Source organism: Cupriavidus sp. 8B, from assembly GCF_054589115.1.
The window spans coordinates 101,147-127,391 of record NZ_BAAILO010000098.1 but is presented as its reverse complement, the minus strand read 5'-3'; the positions used below and the strand labels follow the sequence as shown (position 1 = coordinate 127,391).

Genomic DNA, 26,245 nt, shown 5'->3' with positions numbered 1-26,245 from the left:
GCTGGTCCGCCCGGAGGCGGACCAGCCACGCAACGGGAGTCAACCATGAGCATGCGAAAGAATGCACCGGCGGCACTGCTCGCCATCCTGCTTTGCGCCAGCGTCGGGGCAGCCGGCGCCGCGTCGCAGAAGACGTCGGGTAGCGGCAAGGGACAGTCGGCGCAATCGGGCCAATCCGCCAAGCAGTCCAGCCGGAACTCGGTGCTGCCGTCCAACGTGCGGAAGTAACCAGCCGGCGCGCTTCAGGCGCCGAGGGGAATCAAGCCCTGGTTCCCGTCGGCGCCGGCCTCGAACACTTCGCGCAGCCACTGCGCGAACACCCGCACCCGCGATGATAGCTGGCGGTTCTGCGAATACAGCACGGACACCGGCATCGGCGGCGGCGGCAGGTCCGCCAGCACGACCTGCAAGCGGCCCTCCCGCAGCTCCCCCGCCACACGATAGCGCGGCACCTGGACCAGTCCCAGCCCGGCCACCGAGGCGCCGGTGTAGAGATCGGCGCCGGTGACCGAAATCGCCGCCGCCAGCTGCACGGTCGTCACGCGGCCGGCTACCGTAAATTCCAGCGGCACCGCCTTGCCGGTGCCGCTCGAGATGTAGTTGACCGCGCGATGCGCCGACAACGCCTCAAGGTCCGCCGGCTCGCCATATCGGGCCAGGTAGGCCGGGCTGGCCACGGTCACCTGCTCCAGCAGCGCAACCCGGCGCCCCACCATCGACGAATCCTGCAGGTTGCCCGCGCGCAGCACGCAATCCACCCCCTCCCGCACCAGGTCGACCAGCCGGTCGTCCTCGCCGATATGGATTTCCAGCTCGGGATAGAGCGCCAGGAAATCCGGCAGCACCGGCACCACGAAATGCCGGGCCAGCGTCCCCTGCAGGTTCACGCGCAGCAGGCCCTTGGGCGCGGTATCCCTGAATGATCCCTCAGCTTCTTCCAGGTCGGCTATCAGCCGCACGCAGCGCCGATAGTGCGCTTCGCCGTCGTGCGTCAGCCGCACCGTGCGGGTGGTGCGCTCCAGCAGCCGGGCGCCGAGGCGCTGTTCCATGCGCTTGATCAGGTTGGTGATGGTGGCGCGCGGGATCTGGAGATCCTCGGAGGCCTGGGTAAAGCTCTGGCGCTCGGCGATGCGCACGAAAGCCTGCATTTCCTGGAATCGGTCCATGCGTAGCTGAACGGGGCGGGAGTGGGCAATGAAAGACCCAGGGGCGCCCTATTGTTAAATTAAACGGAGCAATGATATCAAAATTACACCAATTATCTTTGCATAGGAATGGTCCATTATCCGTTTCACCAACCCACCACCTGAAAGGAAACGGATCATGAGCAATGCCAACCACACCCAGGTCGCCATCGTCACCGGCGCGTCCCGCGGCATCGGCGCCGCTGTCGCCAGGCGCCTGGCACAGGACGGATTCGCCGTCGCCATCAACTATGCGGCCGGCGCGGCCCAGGCCGAGGCCCTCGTGGCCGAACTGAAGGCGGCCGGCGCATCGGCCATCGCGGTGCAGGCCGATGTGTCCAAGGCCGACGACGTGCGCCGCCTGTTCGAGACCACCGAGCAGCAACTGGGCAAGGTCGACGTGCTGGTCAACAACGCCGGCGTGCTCAAGACGGTGCCGCTGGCCGACACCAGCGACGCGCTCTACGACCAGACCTTCGACATCAATGTGCGCGGCACCTTCAACACCCTGCGCGAAGCCGCCGCGCGGCTTGCCGACGGCGGGCGCATCGTCAACTTCTCCAGCACCACGCTGGCGCTGAACATGCCCGGCTACGCCGTCTACAACGCCACCAAGGCAGCGGTGGAAGCCTTCACGCACGTGTTCGCCAAGGAACTGCGCGGCCGCAACATCACGGTCAATGCGGTGGCCCCCGGCCCGATTGCTACCTCGCTGTTCCTCGACGGCAAGACCGAAGAGCAGATCCAGGCCTTCGCCAAGATGCCCCCGCTGCAACGCCTGGGCCAGCCGGAAGACATTGCCTCCGTCGTGGCCTTCCTCGCCGGCCCCGACGCCGGCTGGGTCAACGGCCAGATCCTGCGCGCCAACGGCGGCGTGGCCTGATCCCGATTCACCACGGAGTGCCATCCAACACGACGCAAGGGGACCATCATGCAGAACGCCAATCAACAAGTCATTCTCGTCACCGGCGCCGGCACGGGCATCGGCAAACTGAGCGCGCAGGCGCTGGCTGAAGCAGGCCACATCGTCTACGCGACGATGCGCGATGTGCAAGGCCGCAATCGCGACCGCGCGGACGAACTCCGCGCGCTTGCCAAGTCCAGGCACATCCAGTTGCATCCGCTCGAGCTCGATGTGCTGTCGCAGGAATCGGCCGACGCCGCCGCGGCAGCCATCGTCCGCGAACAAGGCCGCATCGACGTAGTGATGCAGAACGCGGGGCACCTGGTGGTCGGGCCCGCCGAGGCCTTCACGCCCGAGGAGATGATGCGCGTGTTCGACACCAACCTGTTCGGCGCCCAGCGCGTGAACCGCGCTGCCCTGCCCTGTCTGCGCAAGCAGGAAGCCGGGCTGATGCTGTGGGTCAGCAGCACTACCACCAAGGGCGGCTTCCCCCCGTTCATGGGGCCGTACGGCGCGGCCAAGGCGGCCATGGATTCGCTGGCGGTCACGCTGGCCTACGAGATCGCACGCTTTGGCATCGAGACCTCGATCGTGGTGCCGGGCGCGTTCACCCGCGGCACCGCGCACTTCCCGAGCGCCGGCAAGCCGGCCGATTCGGCAACGGCCGCCGCCTATCGCCGCTATGACGGGGTGATGGACCAGATCGGCGAACGCCTGAGCGCGCTGACACCGGACCACGCCGACCCGAGGGCCGTGGCCGATGAGATCGTGCGGATCGTGGGCCTGGCCGCCGGCACCCGCCCGATGCGTTCGGTGATCGATTTTGTGGGCGACGGCGCGCGCGAGGTGCTGGAAGTCTCGGAGCGCGTGCGGATCGAGTTTGCCAAGCGCATCGGCATGGCAGACCTGCTGCAGGCCAAGGTCACACGCTAATCACCAAGCACCAATCACCAAGCACCAGGCATGGGCCCAGCGCGGCCCTTGCTCACCGTCAGGAACGACGATGAAACGATGGATCCAACTTGCGTGCGCCGCGATGCTGCCGGCCTTGCTCCCCGCTTGCGAAGCGCAACCGCCGCGGCAAGGCGACGCCGCGATCAGCCAGGGCAAACCCATGAAAGCCTCTAAGACCTATCTTTACCTGCTGAAGAAGACCCCGTTCTTCACCAGCCTGAGCACCGCGCAGCTACGCTGGACCATCGATCATTCGCGCGAATGGGAGGTGGAGCCGGGCACCGTCATCACCCAATGCGCAGGCGCCGCCGCCGCCGATGCCTGGGTGCTGCTCGACGGCGGCTGGCAACTCGAACACGACGGCCTGGCCTACCCCGCCGGCCATGCCGATCCGGGCAAGTGGTTCAGCGCGCGCCAGGCCAGCGGTACCTGCCGCCTGGTGGCGACCGGGCATAGCTACGTGATGCAGATCGCCCGCGCCGAATTCGACGCGATGCTGGCCCAGGGCTTTGCCTTCGGCAAGCATCTGGACGCGGGCTACCGCTACTACGCCGAGATCTTCGGCAACGTGCCGCCCGGCGCGGCCAGCAGCCCCGGCGCGCCAGGCCCGCAGGCCGTGCCCTAGGCTGGCGCTGCCGCGAACGGCAACACGCCGCGCGCACAAAGGCCCGGGCCGCTGCCTACAATGGAAACAATAAAAACAATGACGGCGACCATCGGGCAATCGATCATGACCTTCCATCTGGCTTTGACGCATACCACCCGCAAGATGGCACCTCGCGCGCACACGCTGGCCGGCCTGCTGGCCTGCGGCCTGTTGCTGGCGCACGCTGCACCGGCCGCGGCGCAGGCATCGGCAGCATCGGCGCCGGCAGCCGCCGCCCCCGGCGCCGCCTTCTCCGCCGGCACGCCCGGCGGCCCGTTGCCGGCCGGATGGAAGAACCTGCCGGTGGCGCATGGCAAGACGTTGACCCACTACAGCCTGGTGATGGACGACCACGCCACGGTGCTGGAAGCCGACGCGCCCGCCTCCGCCTCCGCGCTGATGCACAAGGGCAACAACCTGAACCTGGAGGCGACCCCGCAGGTCAGCTGGCGCTGGAAGGTGGAACACCCGATCGACGAAGCCGACAACAGCGTCGCCGCCAAGGAAGACGCGCCGGCGCGCCTGGTGTTCATGTTCGATGGGGATACGGACAAGCTATCGCTGGGCGAGCGCACCGCCATTAAGCTGGCCAAGGCGCTGGCGGGCGAGGAGCTGCCCTATGCCACGCTGATGTACATCTGGTCCAATACCGCGCCGGTCGGCACGGTCATCGACAACCCTCACACCTCTCGGGTCAAGATGATCGTGGTGTCAGGCGGGCCCGACGCCACCGGCAAGTGGCTCACGTTGAGCCGCAACGTGGAGCAGGACTTCGAGCATGCCTTCAAGGAAAAGCCCGGCAAGCTGACCGCCTACGGCCTGCTCACCGATACCGACAACACGCGCGGGAACGCGCGCGCCTGGTATGGAGATATCCGGTTCGGGGCGGTGAAGTAGTGTCGCGTGCCACAGCAAACGCGGATTGCAATCGTCGCTTGCCAGTCATTCAAATGGGTTCAGAACACGCACCCCGGTATCAGCAAAATCGCTAACGTTGCGCGTCACCACGGTGAGGTCGTGAATCAGCGCCGTCGCCGCGATCAGTTTGTCCAAAGCATGCTCTGCGTGGGGGACACGAAGGCGCCCCCATAGCTGACCGATTTCCGCATCTACCGCGAGGATATGTGCCCCGAACTCGCGCAGCACCGTGTCGAGCCACGTGGCAAGGAGCGCGCCTTGCGCATGATCTCCCCGATGCTGGATCAGCTCAACGCCACGCCGAAGTTCGCCGACTGTGACGACTGACAAGTACAGCTCACTCTCCTGCTTTGCCGCTTGGCGAAAGAATGCTCGAACACCCTTGTCGGCACGCTCGCGCTTCCTCATCTCACTGATGACATTGGTGTCAATCAAATACATGCGCGGCCCCGCCCGGCTGATCGATGCGCTCGAAATCGCTGTCCTCGCCGACATTTGGCATGCTTGCCAACACTTCGGCAAAGCTCTTGCGCTTGGTCGTGCGCAACGCCCGCGCAAGAATTTCACGGTGCTCGGCCTCAGCGCTACGACCGTGTGCAGCGGCCTGCTCACGCAGCCTCTGTACTAACGCTTCATCAATCCCTCGAACCAGCAGATTTGCCATGATCACCTCGTACAATGCCATCAAAAAACGATAGCATTGATATCATTGCGATGCAATCATGGATAGCATCGCAATGGCGCCTCTGACGGACGGGTGAACAATCCGCCTCAGCCTGCCAAAAACCCGCAAACCGCTTGCGCAAACCCCTCCGGCTGCTCCCAGTTCGACAAGTGGGCCCCATCCAGCTCCACGTAGCGCGCACCGGCAATCGCTTGCGCCACTTCGCGGCCTTGCGCCGGCGTGGTGGCCAGGTCGTGCGTGCCGGCAATCACCAGCACCGGGCAGGAGATGCGCGGCAGCAGCGCGCGCAGGTCGGCGTCGCGCACGGCAGCGCAGTTGGCCGTGTAACCTTCGGGCGATGCGTCCAGCAGCATCTGGCGCACCGGCGCGATGCGCGCCGCGTCGCCGGCCAGCCAGGCGGCGCTGAACCAGCGCGCCAGCACGGCATCGACGATGGCGGCCATGCCCTGGCTGCGTACCGTCTGGATGCGCGTGTCCCAGGCGCTGGCCGGGCCGATCAGGGCGGCGGTATTGGCCAGCACGAAGCGATCGAACCGCTCGGGGTGGCTGGCCGCCAGCCACATGCCGGTCATGCCGCCCATCGACAGCCCGCAAAAGTGCGCGCGCTGGATGCCGGCGTGATCCATGATGGCCAGCACGTCCTGCCCGAGTTCGGCAAACCCGAATTGCGCCGAAACCGAAGCCGATAGCGGGGCCGGCAGGCCCGAGCCGCCGTGGCCGCGGGTGTCGTAGCGCAGCACGCGAAAGCGCGACAGCAGGCTATCCATCTGCGGCGCCCACATCTGCAGGTCGGTGCCCAGCGAGTTGGACAGGACCAGCACGGGCGCGTCCGGCGCCCCGGCGATCTCGTAGTGCAGCGCGATGCCTTGGTGGAATGCGGTGGCCATGGCGTACTCAGTCAGCGCGGATGCCGCGTTCGCGGATCAGCTTGCCCCATTTGTCGGTTTCAGCAGCGAGGTGCTTGCCCAGTTGCGCGGGCGTGCTGCCGATCGGCTCGGCGCCGATGGCGGCCAGGCGGGTGCGCACCGACGGCTTGGCCAGCGCGTCCACCATGGCCTGGTTCAGGCGCGCGACCACGGCGGGCGGCGTCTTGGCGGGCACGAACGCGGCGAACCAAGGCGACAGGTCATAGCCCTTGACGCCGGCTTCGGCCAGGGTCGGCACATTCGGCAGCGTCGAGGAACGCTTGGCGGTGGTCACCGCGATGGGCGTGAGCTTGCCGGAATCGATATGCGGCTTGGCCGAGGTGATGCTGTCGAACATATAGTCGACCTGGCCGCCCAGCAGGTCCGTCATGGCCGGGCCGCTGCCCTTGTAGGGCACGTGCAGCATCTTGACCCCGGTGAGCGAGGTGAACAGCTCGCCGGCCAGGTGGATCGAGGTGCCGTTGCCGGCAGAGGCATAGGTGTACTTGTCCGGCGTGGCGCGCGCCGCGGCGATCAGGTCGGGCACCGTGGCGGGCAGCTTCTTGGCCTTGCTGGTGACCAGCACGTTAGGCACCACCGCCAGCAGCGAGACCGGCGCGAAATCCTTCACCGGGTCGTAGCTGAGCCGGCCGTACAGCGCGGGGTTCACCGCCATGCCGTTGGCTACGATGATCAGCGTGTAGCCATCCGCGGGCGAACGCGCCACCATCTCGGCGCCGATATTGCCGCCGGCGCCGGGGCGGTTTTCCACCACGATGGACTGGCCCAGGCTGCGCGACATTTCCTCGCCCAGCGTGCGGGCGATATTGTCCATCGCGCCGCCCGCAGGGAACGGCACGACCCAGCGGATCGGGTGATCGGGATAGGTGTCGGCGTGGGCGGACGGCAGCACGGCCAGGGTGGCCAGCGCACAGGCGCAGGCGGCCCACGCGCGCAGGAATGGCAAGCGCATCAAAGTCTCCTCCAGTTGGATTCGGAGTTGGTGTTGGAGTTGGAACGCGGCCATCGGGGGCCGCGGCGGTATTCAGGTATTCAGGCCATCGGCGGGTCGGCCGGCTTATTTGATCGACGACGGGTGCCTGGCCAGCGGCGTGACATGGATCTCCATGTACGGGAACAGCGGCAAGCTGGAGAGCATGGTGTGCAGTTCGTCGTTGGACTCCACATCGAACACGCTGTAGTTGGCGTATTCGCCCACCACGCGCCACAGGTGCGGCCACTTGCCCTGGCGCTGCAGGTCCTGCGAGTACGCCTTCTCGCGCGCCTTGATCTCGTCGGCCTGCGCGGCCGGCATGTCCGCGGGCATCTTTACGTCCATTCTCACCAGAAACAACATGCTTGATTCCTCGGGTTAATCTTGGGTCCAGGCCGGCCCGGGCGCGCCTCAGGCGGCGCGGCGGTAGTGGGCCAGCTTGTCTTCGTCCAGCGTCAGGCCAAGCCCCGGGCCAACCGGCAGGTGCAAGGCAAAGTCACGGTACTCGGGGCGCGCCGTGACCACATCATCCTTGAGAAGCAGCGGGCCGAACAGCTCGGTGCCCCAGGCCAGCCGCGGCAGCGTGGCAAAGCCGTGGGCAGCGGCAATGGTGCCCACGCTGCCTTCCAGCATGGTGCCGCCGTACAGCGCGATGCCGGCAGCGTCGCCTACCGCCGCGGTGCGCAGCATCTCGAAGATGCCGCCCGACTTGGAGATCTTCAGCGCGAACACGTCCGCCCCGGCGATACGCGCCAGCTCCATCGCGTCCTCGGGACCGCACACGGACTCGTCGGCCATCACCGGCACGACGAAACGCGCCGCCAGCCGGGCCAGCGCACCACGCTGCTCGCGCGGCACCGGCTGCTCGATGAGGTCGATGCCGGCGGCTTCCAGCATGGCAATGCCGGTGGCGGCATCGGCTTCGTTCCAGGCCTGGTTGACGTCCACCGTCACGCGGGCACGGTCGCCCAGCGCGCGCTTGATGGCGGAGACATGGGCCACGTCGTCGCGCACGCTGCGCCGGCCGATCTTGAGCTTGAAGGTATTGTGGCGGCGCGCGGCGAGCAGGGATTCGGCCTCTTCGATATCGCGGCCGGTGTCGCCGCTGGCGAGCGTCCACAGGCAGGCCAGGTTCGGCCGCACCGCGCCGCCCAGCAGTTCGGACAGCGGCAGGCCCAGGCGCTTGCCCTGCGCATCGAGCAGCGCGGACTCCAGCGCTGACTTGGCAAAGCGGTTGCCGCGCGCCACCGAAGCCAGACGCTGCATGGCGGCGTGGATATTGCACGCGTCGAGGCCGGCCAGCGCGGGCGCCAGGTAGGTATCGATGGTCAGCTTGATGCCCTCGGGGCTTTCGTCGCCGTAGCTCAGGCCGCCGATGGTGGTAGCTTCGCCAATCCCCTCGATGCCGTCGCTGCAACGCAGCCGCACGATCACCAGGGTCTGGCGCTGCATGGTGGTCATGGCAAGCTGGTGTGCCCGGATGGTGGGCAGGTCGACCAGGATGGCTTCGACGGAGGTGACGGTTGCTTTCATGCTGGGTGTCTGCCAAGTATGGAATACGTTGAGAGGGAGTATGTGGCTTGACATCCAGGGTGTCCAAGACCGAGTATGTCCCGATCAATACCTTTGAAGTATGAAAGGACCGACGTCATGGAGCTTCGTCACCTACGCTATTTCCAGGCGGTCGCGGCAGAACTCAACTTCACCCGCGCGGCAGAGCGCCTGCATATCGCCCAGCCGCCGCTGTCGCGCCAGGTCCGCCAGCTGGAGGACGAGCTTGGCACCGTGCTGCTGGACCGTTCCTCGCGCACGGTGCGGCTGACCGAGGCCGGCCGCTTCCTGCTGGAGCAATCGCTGCAGCTGAACCAGCGCATCGACGAGATCGTGGAAGGCACGCGGCGCATCGGCCGCAATGAAAAGCGCTGGTTTGGCATTGGCTTCGTGCCGTCGGTGCTCTACGGCTTCCTGCCCGAGCTGATCCGCCAGGTGCGCGGCTCCGACGCGGCGCTGGAGGTGGGCTTGTCGGAGCTCACCACCGTGCAGCAGATGGAAGCGCTGAAGGCCGGCCGCATCGATATCGGCTTCGGCCGCATCGTGCTGGACGACCCGGCCATCACCCGCACGGTGGTCATGGCCGAGACGCTGGTGGCCGCTGTGCCCAGTGGCCACGCGGCGCTGAAGGGCCCGCCCATGACGCCGGCGCAACTGGCCGCCCACCCCTTCGTGCTCTATCCGGCGCGGCCCCGCCCCAGCTATGCCGACCATGTGCTGGCGCTGTTTCGCACCCAGGGCCTGCAGCTGCGCGTGGCGCAGGAAGCCAATGAGCTGCAGACCGCCATCGGCCTCGTGGCTGCCGGACTTGGCATCTGCCTGGTGCCGGCATCGGTGCAGCGCCTGCACCGGGACGACGTGGCCTACATGCCGATTGACGCACCCGGCTTTACCTCGCCGGTGATGATGAGCTATCGCAGCGACGACAGCTCGGCGCTGCTGGCCGAGGTGGTCAGGCGCGTCGGTGAACTGGCAGGCACATCCCCGCCCACGTGAATTCCCGCGCCAGACTTGAGAAAAACCCCCGGCATCCCATGATTGGGTGATGCGCGATCTCCCCTCGGTTTGTAGAGTGGACTGACAAATGGATACGGGGAAATCGTGCCACCGATGCACTCAGGGTCACTATCGGGCCATGCCGCGCCTGGCCGCGGCGGCAGACCAGCCAGGCAACGACCGGGCGGCCTGCTCATCGCGGTGCTTGAAGCGTGCGCCGACACGCTGCGCAAGGTCTGGAGCGGGGCGCAAGGTGAGGTAGCACTCACCTTGCGCCACCCGTCCGTGTCGCGCAACGCCCTAGCCAGCCAGGCGCCGGACTGCGCCTTCCGCCTGCAACTGACCTACGCCGACGCGCCGCTGACACCCGGTGCGACCCGGGTTACCGCCACCGCCGCGGTGCTACGGGCCGACGGCACCGACATCACCGCGTCCCTTCCCCCTTCCGCATGGACCTGGCGCCAGGCTTGCGGCCTGTCGATGCGGGCCGGCTACGGCGCGGTCACGGTCGATACCGAGGGCCAGGGGCGTGCCGTGTGCGTTTGCCCGCGGGGCGCCAGCGTGTCGCTCTCCGGCAACAGCCGCGCGGCCTGCCAGGCTATGGCTTTGGGGGTGGAAGTGACCGTTGTGCTCGGCAACGGCGAGCGGTTGAGCCAGTGCTTCCAGCCGGGCCTGGCCGGGCTGGAGTAACTCCGGTAAGTCAGGTTAGTCAGGTAAGCCGGGACGGGGCAAGAGAGCGGGCTGCCCATCGGCAGCAGCCGGTCACCCCTTCAGGTACATGTTCAGCCGCTTGGCGGCGTTGCGCAGATGGGTTTCCGCTGCCTGCGCCGCGCGCTCGGGATCGCCCGCCGCGATCGCGTCGTAGATGGTCTTGTGCTCGTCCTGCACGGCCTCGACCATGTCCGCGTGATGACTCTTGGTATTGCTCCTCGCCTGCCGGATCACGCGCCGCGCGCCGTGCTCCAGGTGTTCGCTCAACGCCTGGAAGTGCGGATTGTGGGTGGCCTCGACAATGGCCTGGTGAAAGGCGAAGTCCTCTTCATCGCCCAGCCTGTCGTTGGCGATCTCGTACTCCATGCCGATCAATGCGCGCCGGATCCGCTTGAGGTCATCCGGCGTGCGGCGCATGGCCGCGAACCTGGTGGCTGCCACTTCGATCGTTACCAGCAACTCCATCACCATGGCCAGCGAGTCTTTCTCGTCGATGGCCACATCCTGCATGCGAAACGCCTGGCGCTGGCTGCGCTCGGTCACGAACACGCCGCTGCCCGCCTTGGGCGCAACCAATCCCTCCGACTTGAGCTGCGACAGGGCCTCGCGCACGACCGCGCGGCTGACCGAGAACTGCTCGCACAACAGGCGCTCGCTGGGCAGGCGGTCGCCGACCGCGAACTCGCCCGTCTGGATCGACTGGATCAGGCGCCTGGCGATCTCGTCCGGCAGGTGTTTGGGCTCGGGATGGAACATGGTTCCCTCCGGGCGCGGCGTGGGCGGCGGCGCCGCGGCACCGGGCACTGTCTTGTTCAATACTGGCTCCCTGGCGCCAGACAGCCTCCGGCTGGCGCTCGATCTGAAAAGTGGTCTTACAGGTCAATGTAGCACGTCTGAGCGCGCATGAAACGTGTGGAATGTACCAGCACGAGACGGGGCCGGCTCCCGTTATTCGTCCGTAAGCCAATCCCCACAAGGGTATAAGCCCCTCATTCCGATACGCGGATACACGTCCGATCGGGCTCTCAGTAGAAACCCTCATGGCGCGCAAGTCGCCGTTGACGACCGCTGTCCGTCTCCCTATAGTAAACCTGTCAGACCACTTTAACCACAGGTCAGACCACTATGACGGGCCAGTTCGGCGCCCGCCAGATGAATCCAAACAACAGCCAGGAGACACCCATGAGCGGTAGCCGCATTACCCGTCCCTTGTTCGCAGCCGCGGCACTCTCCGTGCTGGCCGGCACGGCATCGGCGGCGCCGGTAAAGATTGCGCTGGTCGAGACGCTGTCTGGCCCGCAGGCATCCACCGGCCTGATGTTCCGCGCGGCGGCGCGCTATGCAATCGACAAGATCAACGCCACCGGCGGCTGGAACGGCCAGCCGCTCCAGCTGGTCGAGTACGACAACCAGGGCGGCCCGGCAGGCGCGGCAGACAAGCTGAAGGCGGCCGTTGCCGATGGCGCCCAGATCGTCATGCAGGGCTCGTCGTCCGCCGTGTCCGGCCAGATCACCGAGGACGTGCGCAAATTCAACCTGCGCAACCCAGGCAAGGAAATCCTCTTCATGAACGTCGGCGGCGAAGCCATGGAGCTGACCGGCGAGAAGTGCCACTTCTACCATTTCAAGTTCGCCACCAATGCGCAGATCCGCGTCAAGGCACTGGTCGGCGCGATGAAGCCGCTCCATGCGCTGGGCACCCGCGCGTACTCGATCAACCAGAACTACTCCTGGGGCGTCGACATGGAAAAGGCGATTGGCGACTACGCCGGCACCGGCGGCTACACGGTGGTGGAAAAGACGCTGCATGACGTGAACAAGGTGCAGGACTTCTCGCCCTACGTGGCCAAGATCGCCGCGGCCAAGGCGGACAGCGTGATCACCGGCAACTGGTCCAACGACCTGCTGCTGTTGATGAAGGCCAGCAAGGCGGCCGGCCTGAAGACCCGTTTCGCCACCGTGTTCCTGGACCAGCCGGGAAATATCGGCAACGCCGCGGACGTGGCGCTCGGCCACTATGTCGCCCACCCCTTCAATGCCGAGGCGGGCGGCGCGGAAAGTGAGCGCCTCGCCAACGACTTCAAGGCCAGGCAGGGCCATATGCCCGCCTACATCGAGCCGCAGACGGTATTCGCCGTCGCGATGCTGGGCGAGGCGCTGAAGACCGTGAAGCCGGAAGGCGGCAAGCTCAACACCAGCGCACTGGCCAAGGCGCTCGAAAACGCCAAGGTCAAGTCGCCGCTGGGCGAGATGAGCATGCGCGCCGCCGATCACCAGGTACTGCTGCCGATGGTGGTGTCCGTCGTCGCCAAGGATGCCAGGTTCAAGGTCGACGGCACCGACATGGGCTTCAAGCCGGTCAAGACCTTCTCCGCCGCCGAGGCCGCCACCCCGGCCCAGGCCAGTTGCAGCATGCAGCGCCCCGGCTGATCCCCTGCCATTGCCGTAGCAATACCAGCCAGGTCCTCGCCACGCCAGCGCGAACCTGGCAAGCGCGGCCACGCCCCGGCGGGCCGCGCGCCATATCGCCGCACAGGCTCGTTCCAAGGAAGCCTTCATGGAATACCTCATCGTCTCACTGCTTAACGGCGCCATCTACGGCCTGCTGTTGTTCATGGTCTCCGCTGGCCTGACCCTCATCTTCGGCATGATGGGCGTGCTCAACTTTGCCCACGCGTCGTTCTACATGCTGGGCGCCTACTTTGCCTACACGTTGCAAGGCACCATCGGCTTCTGGCCGGCCATCGTGGTCTCGCCGATCCTGGTCGGGCTGGTCGGCGTGGCGGTGGAGCGCTTCTTCCTGCGCCGCGTCCATCGTCACGGCCACGCGCACGAGCTGCTGCTGACCTTTGGCCTGTCTTTCATCATCGCCGAGCTGATCAAGCTGTTCTTCGGCAATTTCCCGGTGGACTACCGCATCCCGGCGTCGCTGGACTTCGCGGCCTTCCACCTGGGCGTGTCCTCGTATCCCTTCTATCGCGTGTTCATGGGCGGCGTCGCGGTTGCCATGTTCGCCGTGATCTACCTGCTGCTCACGCGCACCCGGGTCGGCATCGTGGTGCGCTCGGCCATCTACAAGCCGCGCATGGCCGAGGCGCTGGGCCACAACGTGCCGCTGGTCTTCATGGGCGTGTTCGGCATCGGCGCGGCGCTGGCGGGTCTGGCCGGCGCGGTGGCAGGCGCGTTCTACACCACCAACCCGAACATGGCGCTCGAGCTTGGCGTGATGGTCTTCGTGGTGGTGGTGGTGGGCGGCCTGGGCTCGCTGGAGGGCGCCATGCTTGCCTCGCTGCTGATCGGCCTGATTACCTCGTTCTCGGTCGGCATCGACCGCAGCCTTGCAGACTTGCTGGCCGTGTTCGGCGCGGGCGCCTGGGCCGAGGAAGTGGGCGGGCTGCTGACCCTGAAGCTGTCCAGCCTGGCCGGGACGATCCCGTTCGCGCTGATGCTGTTGATCTTGCTGGTCCGCCCCTCAGGCTTGATGGGCGAGAAGGAGTAACCATGACTAACCTCTCCAACACGCAAAAGACCTTGCTGCTGCTCGGCGTAGGCGCGCTGCTGGCATTGCCGCTGGTGCTGTCGCAATCGCTGGTCAATGCATCGATCCAGATGCTGATCGCGGTGCTGTTCGCGGCCTCGTTCAACCTGCTCAGCGGCCAGGGCGGCATGCTGTCGTTCGGCCATGCGGCGTACTTCGGCATCGGCAGCTTTGCCACCGTGCACGCGATGAACGCCTTCGGCGGCAACGGCCTGCTGCCCACGCCGCTGCTGCCGCTGGCCGGCGGCGCCCTGGGCCTCGTCGCCGGCCTTGCCGCCGGCTGGTTCGCCACCAAGCGCACCGGCGTCTACTTCGCCATGATCACGCTGGCGCTGGCCGAACTGCTGCACTCGCTGGCGCCGCACCTCAAGGGTTGGTTTGGCGGCGAGGCGGGCTTGTCCACCATGCGCATGCCGGCGTGGGGCCTGAGCTTCGGCGACAGCAACCAGGTGTACTACCTGACCTTGTTCTGGGTGCTGTTGTCGCTCGCCCTGCTGTATCTGTTCACGCTGACGCCGGTGGGCCGCCTGACCCTGGGCCTGCGCGAGAACGCCAACCGCCTGCGTTTTCTCGGCTATGACACGCACCGCCTCGGCGTGCTGGTGTTCGCCGTCTCGGCCATGTTCGCCGGCATCGCGGGCGCGCTGCAGGCGCTCAACATGGAAGCGGCCAACTATGTGGTGTTCGAGTCCTCGGCCTCCGCGGCGGTGGTGCTCAACAGCTATATCGGCGGCGTGAAGACCTTCCTCGGTCCCGCCCTGGGCGCGGCGGTGATGACCTTCTTCGGCTATGCCGTGTCCGACCTGACGCGTTCGTGGCTGCTGTACCAGGGCATCGTCTTCGTGCTGGTGATGATGTTCATGCCGACGGGCCTGGCCGGGCTGGTCAAGTCCTTCGCCACGCACAGCAAGACCTATGGCCTGCGTCCGTTGCTGCCTATCGCGCTGGCATTCGTCATCGGCACGCTGCTGCTGGCGGGCGGCACGGTATTCACGGTGGAGATGCTGCAACGCGTCTTCTCGCAAGATTACCGCTCCATGGCGGCCTTGAACGGCGGCGGCTGGCCCCCGATACCGCTGTTCGGCCGCGACTGGGATCCCATCTCGCCGCTGACCTGGCTGGTGCCCGCCGCACTGCTGGTGGCCGGGATCTCGGCGGCGCGCCTGGCCAATGGCCGCTGGCTGCGCCTGAAGGATGCGGCACCGGCGGCAGAAGCCACCAACGCTGCCGTCACCACCAACGTCCGGAGGAACCCGGCATGAGCACGCAAGCGATTCTCTCCCTGCGCGGACTGCGCAAATCCTTCGGCGACGTCGACATCATCCGCGGCGTTGACCTCGATCTCGTGGCCGGCGAACGGCACGCGCTGATCGGCCCCAACGGCGCCGGCAAGTCCACGCTGTTCCACCTGATCTCCGGGCGCCTGCCGCTGACCAAAGGCGAGATCGTGCTGAACGGCGAGCCGATCCAGGGCCTGTCGCCGCAGAGAATCAACCATCGCGGCCTGGCGCGCTCATTCCAGATCACCAATATCTTCGCGGGCCTCACCGTCTTCGAAAACCTGCGCCTCGCCGTGATGCGGCGCCACGGCCTGCAATACACGCTGTGGAAATTCGCCCACAAGGTGCGCGTGGTGCGCGACGAAACCCAGCACCTGCTCGAGCAGGTGCGGCTGGCCGAGCGCGCGCAAACCATTGCCGGCGAGCTGTCGTACTCGGAGCAGCGCTCGCTGGAAATCGCCATGACGCTCGCCTCGGACCCGAAGGTCATCATGCTCGACGAGCCCATGGCCGGCATGTCGCAGGAAGAAACCGACTACACGGCGGGCCTGATCCGCGAGATCGCGCAGGGCCGCACGCTGATGATCGTGGAGCACGACATGGACGTGGTGTTCTCGCTCAGCGACCGCATCAGCGTGCTGGTCTACGGCGAAATCGTCGCCACCGGCACGCCCGACGAGATCCGCAACAACGCACGCGTCAAGGAAGCCTATCTGGGCGAGGAGGTCAGCGTATGAGCACACAGTCCATGCAAATTGCCGACCCACTGCTGAGCGTGCAAGGGCTGCATGCACACTACGGCAAGAGCCACATCCTGCATGGCGTGGATTTCCAAGTGGGCAAAGCCGAAGTGGTGAGCCTGCTGGGCCGCAACGGCTCGGGCCGCTCCACCACGCTCAAGGCCATCATGGGCCTGGTCCCGCCAAGCGCCGGCCATATCAGGCTGCGCGGGCGCGATCTGGCGGGCGCGCAATCGTATGCGATCTGCCGCAAGGGCATCGCTTACGTGCCGGAAGAGCGCGAGGTCTTCGCCAACCTGACGGTGGACGAAAACCTGCGCATGGGCGAGCAGCGCGCTACCGAAGGCGCGCCGCAATGGACGTTCGAGCAGATGTTCGACTACTTCCCGCGCCTGAAGGAGCGCCGCAACACCAAGGCCGGCAGCCTCTCCGGCGGCGAGCAGCAGATGCTGACGATGTGCCGCTCGCTGCTGGGCAACCCGCTGGTGATCCTGATCGACGAACCCACCGAAGGCCTCGCGCCCAAGATCGTGGCGGTGGTCGGCGAGGCCATCCAGGACATTCATCGCCGGGGCGTCTCGGTGGTGCTGGTGGAGCAGAAGCTCGCCATCGCGCTGAAGGTATCGAGCCGCGTCTGCGTGATGGGCCACGGCCGCATCGTCTTTGAAGGCACGCCCGAGCAACTCACTTCCAATACCCAACTTCTGAAGGACTGGTTAGCCGTATGAGCACCTCTTTGCCTATTGGATACCCGAACGCGCAACCGTTTGCGCGCGCCAGCTACCCCGGCCTGTCCGGCAAGGTCGTGCTCAACACCGGCGGCGCCAGTGGCATCGGCCGCGCAATGGCGCATGGCTTTGCCCGGCATGGCGCCCGCCTGATGCTGCTGGACCTGGATGCGGCGGGCCTCGCCGACACCAAGGCGGAGCTGGAAGCCGCCTACCCGGAAGTGGAAGTCGAAATCGTGAAGGCGTCGGTCACCGATCCCGATGCCGTGGAGCAAGCCTGCGCCGCCACCGAGGCCCGCTTTGGCCGCATCGACATCCTGCTCAACAACGCCGGCATCTCGATGAACAAGCCCGCGCTGGAACTGACGCCCGACGACTGGCGCCGCGCCATCGACATCGACCTCTCCGGCGTGTTCTTCTGCACGCAGGCGGCGGCGCGCCGCATGGTGCGCCGTGGCGGCGGCTCCATCCTGAGCACCGCATCGATGTGGGGCCTGGCCTCGTCGGCCCGGCGCCTCGCCTACTGCGCCGCCAAGGCGGGCGTGGTCTCGCTGACCAAGTCCCTGGCGGCGGAATGGGCCGAGTACAACATCCGCGTCAACGCCGTCTGCCCGGGCTACACCAGCACCGCGCTGATGGAAACGCTGCTGGCCAGCAAAGCCATCGACGGCGAGGCGCTGCTCGCGCGCACGCCGCTGCGCCGCTTCGGCGCGCCGGACGAGATGGCGGAAGTCGCCCTCTTCCTGGCTTCGGATTCGGCCGCGTTCATCACCGGCCACGCGCTGGTCTCCGATGGCGGCTGGACCGCCGACGGATTCTGAGCACGCAGTACCCAAAACACCATCGACCGGTCATCAAGGATTCTCAAATGTCTGAACGTAGCGCCCTGCGCCCCGCCGCCGAATGGGTGGAACTGCGCACCACCGATGAAGACTGGGCCAAGGCGGACCCGGCTCTGCTCGGCACCCTGCTGAGCCACCTGCACCTGATCCGCGGCTTCGAGGAAGCCGTGCTCGAACTCGCCGCCGAAGGCCTGGTCCACGGCCCGGCGCATTCCAGCATTGGCCAGGAAGGCGGCGCGGCCGGCTCCATCGTGCCACTCACCGGCGCCGACCAGATCAATGGCTCGCACCGCGGACACCATCAATTCATCTCCAAGGCGCTGGGCTACCTCGCGCCCAACGGCATCGATCCGCGCGCGCCGCTGTCGGCGGATGTGCAGACCCTGCTGCAACGCACCCTCGCGGAAATCCTCGGGCTGGCGCAGGGCTATTGCAAAGGCCGTGGCGGCTCCATGCACTTGCAGTGGGCCGAGGCCGGCGCGCTGGGCACCAACGCCATCGTGGGCGGCGGCGTGCCGATGGCTGCGGGCGCAGCGTGGTCGCACCGGCATGCCGGCACGGATGCGGTCGCCATCACTTACTTCGGCGACGGCGCGGTCAATATCGGCTCGGTGCTGGAGACCATGAACCTGGCCGCCGCGTGGAAGCTGCCGCTGTGCTTCTTTATCGAGAACAACCGCTACGCCGTGTCCACCACGGTGGAAGAGTCCACCGCCGAGCCGCGCCTGTCCGCGCGCGGCATGGGCTTCAACATCCCCAGCTGGAAGGTCGATGGTATGGACCCGCTGGCGGTGTACCTGGCCACGCAGGAAGCGCTGGCGCATATGCGCGCCGGCAAGGGGCCGACCGTGATCGAAGCGGACCTGTATCGCTTCTTCCACCAGAACGGCCCCTTCCCCGGCAGCGCCTTCGGCTACCGCACCAAGGAAGAAGAGCAGCAATGGCGCGCGCGCGATCCGCTAGAACTGATGGCACGCCGCATGCAGGAGCGCGGCCTGATCAGCGCCGAGGAGATCGCCGCGCTGCGCGAGCGCATCAAGCAAGGCATGCGCGACGCCATGGCCGCGCTGACCGAGGCCGATCCTTCCGGCAAGGCCGGCAAGCGCCGCATCCGCCCTGAACTGTGGCCGAGCCCGGACTTCCGCGACGTGGGCATCCGCGGCGACCTGAGCGAGCTGCAAGGCCTGCGCTGCGAGGACGAGGCCGGCTTCTCCGGCAAGCTGGATAAGCGCAAGTTCATCGACGTGGTGGCGGACGTCATGCACCGCCGCATGGAGGCGGACCCTTCCGTCGTGGTGATGGGCGAGGACGTGCACCGCCTCAAGGGCGGCACAAACGGCGCCACGCGCGGCCTGCGCGACAGCTTCCCCGACCGCGTGCTGGGCACGCCGATCAGCGAGAACGCGTTCGTGGGCCTGGGCGGCGGGCTGGCGCTGGATGGCCGCTACAAGCCGGTGGTGGAGTTCATGTATCCCGACTTCATGTGGGTAGCGGCCGACCAGGTCTTCAACCAGATCGGCAAGGCGCGCCATATGTTCGGCGGCGAGAGCGATGTGCCGCTGGTGCTGCGCACCAAGGTGGCCATGGGCACGGGCTACGGCTCGCAGCACTCGATGGACCCGGCCGGCATCTTCGCCACCAACCCGGGCTGGCGCATCGTGGCGCCCTCCACACCGTTCGACTACGTGGGCCTGATGAATACCGCGCTGGCCTGCAAGGACCCGGTGCTGGTGATCGAGCACGTGGACCTGTACAACGCCTCGGGCGTGGGTCCCGTGGATGACTTCGACTATCACCTGCCGGTCGGCAAGGCAGCGGTGCGCCGCAACGGCAGCGATGTCACTGTCATTACGTACCTGTCGATGGTCGGCCATTCGCTCGAAGCGGTGGAGCAGACAGGTATCGACGCCGAGGTGATCGACCTGCGCTGGCTGGACCGCGCCAGCCTCGACTGGGACACCATCGAGGACAGCGTGAAGAAGACCAACAATGTGCTGATCGTGGAGCAAGGCGCGCGCGGCACCTCTTATGGCGGCTGGCTGGCCGACGAGATCCAGCGCCGCTGCTTCGACTGGCTGGACCAGCCCGTACAGCGCGTGACCGGCGCGGAAGCCGCGCCGAGCATCTCCAAGGTGCTGGAGCGCGCCGCTGCCGCCCGCACCGAGGAAGTGGCGCAAGGCCTGCGCCAGGTGATGCGCGACAAGGGCGCGGCGTAAGCCCGGTGCTTACCCGACAAGCCAATTGAACGAATCCAAGGAAAACCAATGACCCTGAACATGATTGTTCCCCTGGAGGTCGGCATCGCCGTGCGCGACCTGCCGCGCATGCGCCGCTTCTACGAGCAGGTGCTGGGCTTCGCCTTTGTCAGCGAAGTGGCCGTGCCCGCCGCAAACGCCGTGCAGGCGGCGATGCACGCGGGCGGCTACACCGCCGTGCGCCTGCAGACCCCCTACGGCGAGCGCATCAAGCTGCTGGCCCCGGTGCAAGCGCCGGCTGCAGCGCCCGTGCCCGAGTACATTCTCGACAAGGCCAACGCCACCTACCTGACCTTTATCGTGGACGACATCCAGGCCGCGGTCGACAAGCTGCTCGCCGCCGACGTCGAATTCCTGACCGGCCCGGAACGCATCGAAGTGCGCCCGGGCACCTACCTGGCGTTCTGCCTCGATCCCGAAGGCAATGTGCTCGAGATCGTGCAGTACACGGATATCGCAGCCTATCGCCCCGACCTGCAACCGAGGACCGCCTGACATGGCCACCCTGCTACGCATGCCCGAGGTGGCCGCCAATGCCACCCAGGCCACGCTGCAAGCGTGGACCAAGAACGAAGGCGATACGATTGCGGTGGGCGACTGCATCGCCGAGATCGAGACCGACAAGGCCGTGGTCGAACTCAATGCCGACACGGCCGGCGTGCTCGGCCGCCGCTTGGTTGCGGCGGGCCAGGACGTGGATGTGGGCGCGCCCATCGGCGTGCTGCTGGTCAATGGCGAAACCAGCGTGGATATCGATGCGCTGATCGCCGCGGCCGGTGGCAGCGTGCAGACACCGCACGCTGAGGCGGCATCCGCTGGCGAAGCCGTGGTGGCTCCCAAGGCCGCCACGCCGCAAGCCGCGCGCATCTTCGCCAGCCCGCTGGCGCGCCGCCTCGCGGCGCAGCGCGGGCTGGCCCTGGCGGCATTGCGCGGCAGCGGCCCCAATGGCCGCATCGTCAAGCGCGATATCGAGCTAGCGGCCACGGTCGCTACTCCGGCCGCTGCCAGCACGCCTGCCGTGGCACGCCCATCCACACCGCAAGCGCAGGCCGCCGAGGCGTTCACCGAAGTCCCACACAGCAATATGCGCCGCACCATCGCGCGCCGCCTGAGCGAGAGCAAGTCCACCATCCCGCATTTCTATCTCACGGCGGATTGCCGCATGGAGCGGCTGCTGGCCCTGCGCGCGGAAATCAACGCCAATGCGCCGCGCAAGATCTCCGTCAACGATTTCATCGTGCGCGCCGTGGCCGTGGCCCTGCGCGAAGTGCCAGCGGCCAATGTCGGCTGGACGGAAACGGGGATGCGCCAATACCACCAGGCCGATATCGCGGTAGCCGTCTCCACCGATGCCGGCCTGATTACGCCCATCGTGCGCGGGGCCGACCAGAAGCCACTGTCGTGCATCAGCGCCGAAATCGCCGACCTTGCCACGCGTGCGCGCGCTTCGCAACTGCGCCCCGAGGAGTACCAGGGCGGCAGCTTCAGCGTGAGCAACCTGGGCATGTTCGGCGTGTCCGAGTTCTCCGCCATCATCAATCCGCCCCAGGCCGCCATCCTTGCCGTGGGCGCCACGCAAGCCGTGCCGGTAGTGGAAGACGGCGAGCTGAAAGCCGGTCAGGTCATGCGCTGCACGCTGTCGGTGGACCACCGCGCCATCGACGGCGCGCTGGCCGCGCAATGGCTGGCCGCGTTCAAGCGCCTGCTTGAAAACCCCTTGTCGATGCTGATCTAAGGACCGTGACGTGGCGAACTCCTCATTTGACCTGATCGTCGTCGGCGGCGGCCCGGGCGGCTACGTGGCCGCCATCCGCGCCTCGCAGCTCGGCATGAAGACCGCGCTGGTCGAGAAAGAGCACCTGGGCGGCATCTGCCTGAACTGGGGCTGCATTCCCACCAAGGCGCTGTTGCGCTCCGCCGATGTGCTGCGGCTGGTCAAGGATGCAGCTGCCTTTGGCGTGCGCGCCGCGGCGCCCACCGCCGACCTGCCGGCCATGGTGGCGCGCTCCCGCTCGGTGGCCGCGCAGCTTAACAAGGGCGTCGCGCACCTGATGAAGAAGAACGGCGTGACCGTGCTCAACGGCCACGGCAGGCTCGCCGGCAGGGGCAAGCTGGAAGTCACCGCACCGGATGGCAAGACGAGCACCGTGTCGTCGGCCCACATCCTGCTTGCCACCGGCGCGCGCGCCCGCCAGTTGCCCGCGCTGCCGGCGGACGGCAAGACGGTCTGGACTTACCGCGACGCGCTGGCGCCGCCACGGGTGCCAAAGCGCATGCTGATCGTTGGCGCCGGCGCCATCGGCATCGAGTTCGCCAGCTTCTATCACGCGGTGGGCGTCGAGGTGACGGTGATCGAGATGGCGGAGCGCATCCTGCCGGTGGAGGATGCCGACATCTCCGCGCAGGTGGCGAGCAGCCTGACCCGGGATGGCATCGTGCTGCATGCGGGCACCGGCATCCAGGGCGCCGAGCGCAACGGGTCGCGCTGGTCCGTCGCACTGCAAGGCGGCAGGTCCGGTGGCGCGAAGGTCGACGTCGACGTCGTGCTGGTGGCGGCGGGCATTGTCGGCAACGTGGAAGACCTCGGCCTGGAGAAGACCGCGGTCAAGGTCGAGAAGACGCATATCGTGACCGATGGCTTTGGCCGCACCGATGAGCCCGGCGTGTATGCGATCGGCGACGTGGCGGGCCCGCCTTGGCTGGCGCACAAAGCCAGCCACGAAGGCGTGATCTGCGTGGAGCGGATCGCCGGGCTGCAACCGCATGCGCTCGATGCCACACGTATTCCGGCCTGCACCTACAGCCATCCGCAAGTGGCGAGCGTGGGGCTCACCGAGGCACAGGCCAGGGAGCGCGGCCTTCAGGTCAAGGTCGGCAAGTTTCCTTTCGTCGGCAACGGCAAGGCCATTGCCATGGGCAGCACTGCCGGCCTGGTGAAGGTGGTGTTCGACGAAGGCAGCGGCGAACTGCTCGGCGCCCATATGGTGGGCGACGAAGTCACCGAGATGATCCAAGGCTACGCCATCGCGCAGACGCTGGAGACTACCGAAGCCGATTTGATGTCCGCCATCCTGCCCCACCCGACCATGTCCGAGGCCATGCACGAAGCGGTGCTCGCGGCCTACGGGCGCGCGCTGCATATCTGAACACTCCCGGAGAGAACATGTACAACTTCGATCAACGCACGCTGCTGCTGACGGGCGCCAATGGCGGCATCGGGCGCGAAACGGCCAAGCTGTTCCTGGCGCACGGCGCCAACCTGGTCCTGACCGATCTCGACGAAGCCGGCCTCTCCGGCTTTGCCCGCGAGCTGGACCCGAGCGGCGAGCGCATCGCCACGCTGCGCATGGACGCCGCCAACCCCGACGATTGCGCCCGCGCCGTGGCGCTCGCGCAGGACCGCTTCGGCGGCATCGATTTCCTGGTGCCGTCGGCGGGCTTGTACCAGGCCCAGCCGGTGGCTGAGATGAGCGACGCACAATGGCGGCAGACACTGTCCATCAATCTGGACGGCGTGTTCTATCTTGTGCGCCGCGCCATCCCCGCGCTGCGTGAGGGGAGCGCCATTGTCAACCTCACATCGGTGGCCGCGCACCGGGGCGCTTACTACAATGCGCACTATTCGGCCTCCAAGGGCGGCCTGCTCAGCCTCACCCGCAGCCTGGCGCGGGAACTCGGGCCGCGCACCCGCGTCAATGCAGTATCGCCGGGCGTGATCGAGACCCCCATGACCACCGACCTGATCCAGAAGCGCGGCGCAGACTCCGTCGAGCAGACGCCGCTCAAGCGGCTCGGCCATCCGCGCGAGATCGCCACCGCCATCGGCTTTTTGTGCAGCGACGCGGCCAGCTTTGTCACCGGCGAGGTGCTGCACGTCAACGGCGGGCTGTATATCGCAGGCTGAACGGCTGGAACGCACGGCGCGGCGGCCAAACGAGATCGCCGGATCCTGCTAACCTGCCGTCAACGGCGCTGCGCCGACTCCCCCCAACATCGCTACGGAACCGGAACCAGATCATGTTGCAACTCCAAGACCCCTCCCTGCTGCGCCAGCAGTGCTTTGTCGATGGCCGCTGGATCGATGCAGAACGCCATATCGAAGTGACCAATCCCGCCACCGGCGAGCGCGTCGGCCAGGTACCCCTGCTTGGCGCCGACGAGACCCGCCAGGCCATCGAGGCCGCCAACCGCGCCCTGCCCGCCTGGCGCGCGCGTACCGCCAAGGAACGCTCCGCGCTGCTGCGCAAGTGGTTCGAACTGCTGCTGGCCAACCAGGACGACCTGGCCCGCATCATGACCGCCGAGCAAGGCAAGCCCTTTGCCGAAGCGCGCGGCGAGATCGGCTACGCGGCCTCCTTCATCGAGTGGTTCGCCGAGGAAGGCAAGCGCGTGTACGGCGAGACCATTCCCGCGCCGGTGAGCAACCAGCGCATCGTCGTCACCAAGGAACCGGTGGGCGTGTGCGCGGCCATCACGCCGTGGAATTTCCCGGCGGCCATGATCACGCGCAAGGCCGGCCCGGCGCTGGCGGCCGGCTGCACCATGGTGGTCAAGCCCGCCTCGCAAACCCCACTGACCGCGCTAGCGATGGTGGTGCTGGCGGAGCGCGCCGGCATCCCGGCTGGCGTGCTGTCGGTGGTGACCGGCTCGGCCGCCGCCATCGGCGGCGAGCTCAGCACCAACCCCCTGGTGCGCAAGCTCACCTTCACCGGCTCCACGGAGGTCGGCCGCACGCTGATGGCGCAAACGGCATCCACCATCAAGAAGGTATCGATGGAACTCGGCGGCAACGCGCCCTTTATCGTGTTCGACGATGCCGACCTGGATGCCGCGGTGGAAGGCGCGATCGTGTCGAAGTACCGCAACGCCGGCCAGACCTGCGTCTGCGCCAACCGCCTTTATGTACACAGCAAGGTCTATGACGCCTTCGCCGAGAAGCTGGTGGCAGCGGTGCGCGCACTGAAGGTAGGCGACGGCATGGAAGACGGCGTGCGCATCGGACCGCTGATCGATGACAAGGCGGTGCTCAAGGTCGAGGAACACATCACCGATGCCATCTCCAAGGGCGCCCGCGTGCTGCAAGGCGGCAAGCGCCATGCGCTCGGCCAATCGTTCTTCGAGCCTACCGTGCTGGCCGACGTGAAGCCCAATATGCTGGTTGCGCGCGAAGAAACCTTCGGCCCGCTAGCGCCGCTGTTCCGCTTCGAGACCGAAGACGAAGTGGTGGCCATGGCCAACGACACCGAATTCGGCCTGGCGAGCTACTTCTATGCGCGCGATCTCGGCCGCGTTTGGCGCGTCTCCGAGCGGCTGGAGTACGGCATGGTGGGCGTCAACACCGGGCTGATCTCCAACGAAGTCGCACCCTTCGGCGGCGTCAAGCAATCGGGCGTGGGCCGCGAAGGTTCGCACTACGGCATCGAGGACTACCTGGTCATCAAGTACACCTGCATGGCCGGCATCTGAGCCATCGCCATGACTGGCGGGACGGAACGCATCCGTCCCGCCGCCCTTTCTTACTTTACCCAGAATCCGCAATGCAGATCGACGGCAATACCCAGCTTGTCGGCATCATCGCCGCCCCCATCGCGCACGTACGCACACCGCAACTCTTCAACGCCTCGGTAGCCAGGCAAGGCCTGAACGCCGCCTGCGTGCCCTTCCATGTGGATTCGGCGCAGCTCCAGGCATTCCTCGCCGGCGCGCCCGCCTCGCAAAACCTGCAAGGCCTGGTCGTCACCATCCCGCACAAGGAAGCCGTGGTCGCCGCCTGCGGCGAACTGACTGAAACCGCCCGCCTGGTCGGCTCCGTCAACGCCATGCGCTTCGACCGCGAGAAAGGCCACTGGACCGGCGGCAATTTCGATGGCGACGGCTTCGTCGCCGGCCTGCGCGAGCGCGGCCACAGCCTTGCCGGCAAGCGAGTGCTGCAGCTCGGCGCCGGCGGTGCCGGCAAATCGATGGCCTACGCCATCGCCCGCGAGAACCCGGCCGAGCTGGTCATCTACAACCGCTCCGCCGACAAGGCGGCAGAACTGGCCGCGAGCCTGAAGAAAGCGCTGCCGTCCCTCTCGATCCGCGCCGGCGATAACCACCCCGCCGGCTTCGACGTGGTGGTCAACGCCACGGCACTCGGCCTGCGCGATACGGATGCCATGCCGCTACCCGCGCAACAGCTAAATGCAAGCACCCTGGTCTGCGAGGCCGTGGTGCGGGATGGCGATACACCCCTGCTGAAAGCCGCGCGCGAGCAGGGCTGCACGGTGCACCACGGACAATGGATGCTGTACGGACAGATCGTGGAGATCTCGCGCTTCCTCGGGGTGCCGCTGGCGCCGGAGTTTGTGGAGCGGATTCTTGGGCCGGAGGCCTAAACACGGCAGAGGCAGGTGCGGCTTGCTCCCCTCTCCCACT

Annotated in this window: 28 protein-coding genes; 20 read left to right on the top strand and 8 right to left on the bottom strand. The window is 66.9% G+C overall.

Annotated elements, in window-relative coordinates; translation table 11 throughout:
* The first annotated feature begins 45 nt into the window (after positions 1-45).
* Positions 46-228, top strand: a complete 183-nt coding sequence (locus tag ACYP5B_RS10135) for a hypothetical protein (protein ID WP_400093817.1) — start codon at positions 46-48, stop codon at positions 226-228.
* 14 nt (positions 229-242) lie between these two features.
* On the opposite strand, the gene ACYP5B_RS10130 is transcribed toward ACYP5B_RS10135, so the two are convergent.
* Entirely contained in the window at positions 243-1,166 is a 924-nt protein-coding gene (locus tag ACYP5B_RS10130; RefSeq protein WP_400093816.1) for a LysR family transcriptional regulator, read from the bottom strand.
* Between the two features lie 157 nt (positions 1,167-1,323).
* Between ACYP5B_RS10130 and ACYP5B_RS10125 the strand changes: the two genes are divergently transcribed.
* The 4 genes from ACYP5B_RS10125 (at position 1,324) to ACYP5B_RS10110 (ending at position 4,585) form a co-directional block, all read left to right on the top strand.
* Positions 1,324-2,067: an SDR family oxidoreductase gene (locus ACYP5B_RS10125; RefSeq protein ID WP_459569492.1), complete on the top strand. Its 744-nt coding sequence runs from the start codon at positions 1,324-1,326 to the stop codon at positions 2,065-2,067.
* Positions 2,068-2,115: 48 nt separating this feature from the next.
* Positions 2,116-3,021: an SDR family oxidoreductase gene (locus tag ACYP5B_RS10120; RefSeq protein ID WP_459569491.1), complete on the top strand. Its 906-nt coding sequence runs from the start codon at positions 2,116-2,118 to the stop codon at positions 3,019-3,021.
* A 70-nt stretch (positions 3,022-3,091) separates the two neighbouring features.
* Positions 3,092-3,667 carry a hypothetical protein gene (locus ACYP5B_RS10115; protein WP_459569490.1) on the top strand — a complete coding sequence of 192 codons (576 nt, stop codon included), beginning with the start codon at positions 3,092-3,094 and terminating at the stop codon, positions 3,665-3,667.
* A 78-nt stretch (positions 3,668-3,745) separates the two neighbouring features.
* Positions 3,746-4,585: a DUF3047 domain-containing protein gene (locus ACYP5B_RS10110; RefSeq protein WP_459569489.1), complete on the top strand. Its 840-nt coding sequence runs from the start codon at positions 3,746-3,748 to the stop codon at positions 4,583-4,585.
* 45 nt (positions 4,586-4,630) lie between these two features.
* On the opposite strand, the gene ACYP5B_RS10105 is transcribed toward ACYP5B_RS10110, so the two are convergent.
* From ACYP5B_RS10105 to ACYP5B_RS10080, 6 genes are all read right to left on the bottom strand, one after another.
* Positions 4,631-5,047: a PIN domain-containing protein gene (locus ACYP5B_RS10105; protein WP_459569488.1), complete on the bottom strand. Its 417-nt coding sequence runs from the start codon at positions 5,045-5,047 to the stop codon at positions 4,631-4,633.
* Positions 5,034-5,270, bottom strand: coding sequence for a FitA-like ribbon-helix-helix domain-containing protein (locus ACYP5B_RS10100; protein WP_459569487.1), 237 nt, complete (start codon positions 5,268-5,270; stop codon positions 5,034-5,036). Before ACYP5B_RS10100 ends, ACYP5B_RS10105 begins: the two co-directional genes overlap by 14 nt.
* Positions 5,271-5,377: 107 nt before the next feature.
* Positions 5,378-6,178: a 3-oxoadipate enol-lactonase gene (pcaD, locus tag ACYP5B_RS10095; protein ID WP_459569486.1), complete on the bottom strand. Its 801-nt coding sequence runs from the start codon at positions 6,176-6,178 to the stop codon at positions 5,378-5,380.
* A 7-nt stretch (positions 6,179-6,185) separates the two neighbouring features.
* Positions 6,186-7,169 (bottom strand): tripartite tricarboxylate transporter substrate binding protein, encoded by a 984-nt coding sequence (locus tag ACYP5B_RS10090; protein WP_318235708.1) that lies wholly within the window; start codon positions 7,167-7,169, stop codon positions 6,186-6,188.
* A 105-nt stretch (positions 7,170-7,274) separates the two neighbouring features.
* Positions 7,275-7,553, bottom strand: coding sequence for a muconolactone Delta-isomerase (gene catC, locus ACYP5B_RS10085; protein ID WP_318235707.1), 279 nt, complete (start codon positions 7,551-7,553; stop codon positions 7,275-7,277).
* 48 nt (positions 7,554-7,601) lie between these two features.
* Positions 7,602-8,723: a muconate/chloromuconate family cycloisomerase gene (locus ACYP5B_RS10080; RefSeq protein WP_318235706.1), complete on the bottom strand. Its 1,122-nt coding sequence runs from the start codon at positions 8,721-8,723 to the stop codon at positions 7,602-7,604.
* A 117-nt stretch (positions 8,724-8,840) separates the two neighbouring features.
* Between ACYP5B_RS10080 and ACYP5B_RS10075 the strand changes: the two genes are divergently transcribed.
* Both ACYP5B_RS10075 and ACYP5B_RS10070 read left to right on the top strand, forming a co-directional pair.
* Complete coding sequence (locus ACYP5B_RS10075) at positions 8,841-9,737, top strand: LysR family transcriptional regulator (RefSeq protein WP_459569485.1); 897 nt, start codon at positions 8,841-8,843, stop codon at positions 9,735-9,737.
* Positions 9,738-9,851: 114 nt separating this feature from the next.
* A complete protein-coding gene (locus ACYP5B_RS10070) occupies positions 9,852-10,427 on the top strand; it encodes a hypothetical protein (RefSeq protein WP_459569484.1) in 576 nt (191 codons plus the stop codon).
* Between the two features lie 72 nt (positions 10,428-10,499).
* Here the strand turns inward: ACYP5B_RS10070 and ACYP5B_RS10065 are convergent, their stop codons facing one another.
* Positions 10,500-11,204 (bottom strand): FadR/GntR family transcriptional regulator, encoded by a 705-nt coding sequence (locus ACYP5B_RS10065; protein ID WP_318235716.1) that lies wholly within the window; start codon positions 11,202-11,204, stop codon positions 10,500-10,502.
* A 426-nt stretch (positions 11,205-11,630) separates the two neighbouring features.
* Here ACYP5B_RS10065 and ACYP5B_RS10060 point away from each other — a divergent pair, with 426 nt between their 5' ends.
* The 13 genes from ACYP5B_RS10060 to ACYP5B_RS10000 all read left to right on the top strand — a co-directional run bounded on the left by ACYP5B_RS10060 (position 11,631) and on the right by ACYP5B_RS10000 (position 26,205).
* Positions 11,631-12,878, top strand: coding sequence for a branched-chain amino acid ABC transporter substrate-binding protein (locus ACYP5B_RS10060; protein ID WP_459569483.1), 1,248 nt, complete (start codon positions 11,631-11,633; stop codon positions 12,876-12,878).
* 127 nt (positions 12,879-13,005) lie between these two features.
* Positions 13,006-13,947, top strand: a complete 942-nt coding sequence (locus ACYP5B_RS10055; RefSeq protein ID WP_459569482.1) for a branched-chain amino acid ABC transporter permease — start codon at positions 13,006-13,008, stop codon at positions 13,945-13,947.
* 2 nt (positions 13,948-13,949) lie between these two features.
* On the top strand, positions 13,950-15,248 hold the full coding sequence (locus tag ACYP5B_RS10050) for a branched-chain amino acid ABC transporter permease (protein WP_459569481.1): 1,299 nt from the start codon (positions 13,950-13,952) through the stop codon (positions 15,246-15,248).
* Entirely contained in the window at positions 15,245-16,003 is a 759-nt protein-coding gene (locus ACYP5B_RS10045) for an ABC transporter ATP-binding protein (RefSeq protein WP_400093799.1), read from the top strand. Before ACYP5B_RS10050 ends, ACYP5B_RS10045 begins: the two co-directional genes overlap by 4 nt.
* 11 nt (positions 16,004-16,014) lie before the next feature.
* A complete protein-coding gene (locus ACYP5B_RS10040; RefSeq protein WP_400093823.1) occupies positions 16,015-16,734 on the top strand; it encodes an ABC transporter ATP-binding protein in 720 nt (239 codons plus the stop codon).
* Positions 16,731-17,555 (top strand): SDR family NAD(P)-dependent oxidoreductase, encoded by an 825-nt coding sequence (locus ACYP5B_RS10035; protein WP_459569480.1) that lies wholly within the window; start codon positions 16,731-16,733, stop codon positions 17,553-17,555. Before ACYP5B_RS10040 ends, ACYP5B_RS10035 begins: the two co-directional genes overlap by 4 nt.
* Positions 17,556-17,602: 47 nt before the next feature.
* Entirely contained in the window at positions 17,603-19,792 is a 2,190-nt protein-coding gene (locus tag ACYP5B_RS10030; RefSeq protein ID WP_459569479.1) for an alpha-ketoacid dehydrogenase subunit alpha/beta, read from the top strand.
* Between the two features lie 48 nt (positions 19,793-19,840).
* Entirely contained in the window at positions 19,841-20,326 is a 486-nt protein-coding gene (locus ACYP5B_RS10025; RefSeq protein ID WP_400093795.1) for a VOC family protein, read from the top strand.
* A 1-nt stretch (position 20,327) separates the two neighbouring features.
* Positions 20,328-21,566, top strand: a complete 1,239-nt coding sequence (locus ACYP5B_RS10020) for a pyruvate dehydrogenase complex dihydrolipoamide acetyltransferase (RefSeq protein ID WP_459569478.1) — start codon at positions 20,328-20,330, stop codon at positions 21,564-21,566.
* A gap of 10 nt (positions 21,567-21,576) precedes the next feature.
* Positions 21,577-22,977: a dihydrolipoyl dehydrogenase gene (lpdA, locus tag ACYP5B_RS10015; protein WP_459569477.1), complete on the top strand. Its 1,401-nt coding sequence runs from the start codon at positions 21,577-21,579 to the stop codon at positions 22,975-22,977.
* A gap of 17 nt (positions 22,978-22,994) precedes the next feature.
* The gene (locus tag ACYP5B_RS10010) at positions 22,995-23,735 is read left to right on the top strand and encodes an SDR family NAD(P)-dependent oxidoreductase (RefSeq protein ID WP_459569476.1); all 741 of its coding nucleotides are present in this window, start codon (positions 22,995-22,997) and stop codon (positions 23,733-23,735) included.
* Between the two features lie 113 nt (positions 23,736-23,848).
* Positions 23,849-25,297 carry an NADP-dependent succinate-semialdehyde dehydrogenase gene (gabD, locus tag ACYP5B_RS10005; RefSeq protein WP_318235693.1) on the top strand — a complete coding sequence of 483 codons (1,449 nt, stop codon included), beginning with the start codon at positions 23,849-23,851 and terminating at the stop codon, positions 25,295-25,297.
* Between the two features lie 71 nt (positions 25,298-25,368).
* Positions 25,369-26,205, top strand: coding sequence for a shikimate dehydrogenase family protein (locus tag ACYP5B_RS10000; RefSeq protein WP_459569475.1), 837 nt, complete (start codon positions 25,369-25,371; stop codon positions 26,203-26,205).
* Positions 26,206-26,245 lie beyond the last annotated feature (40 nt).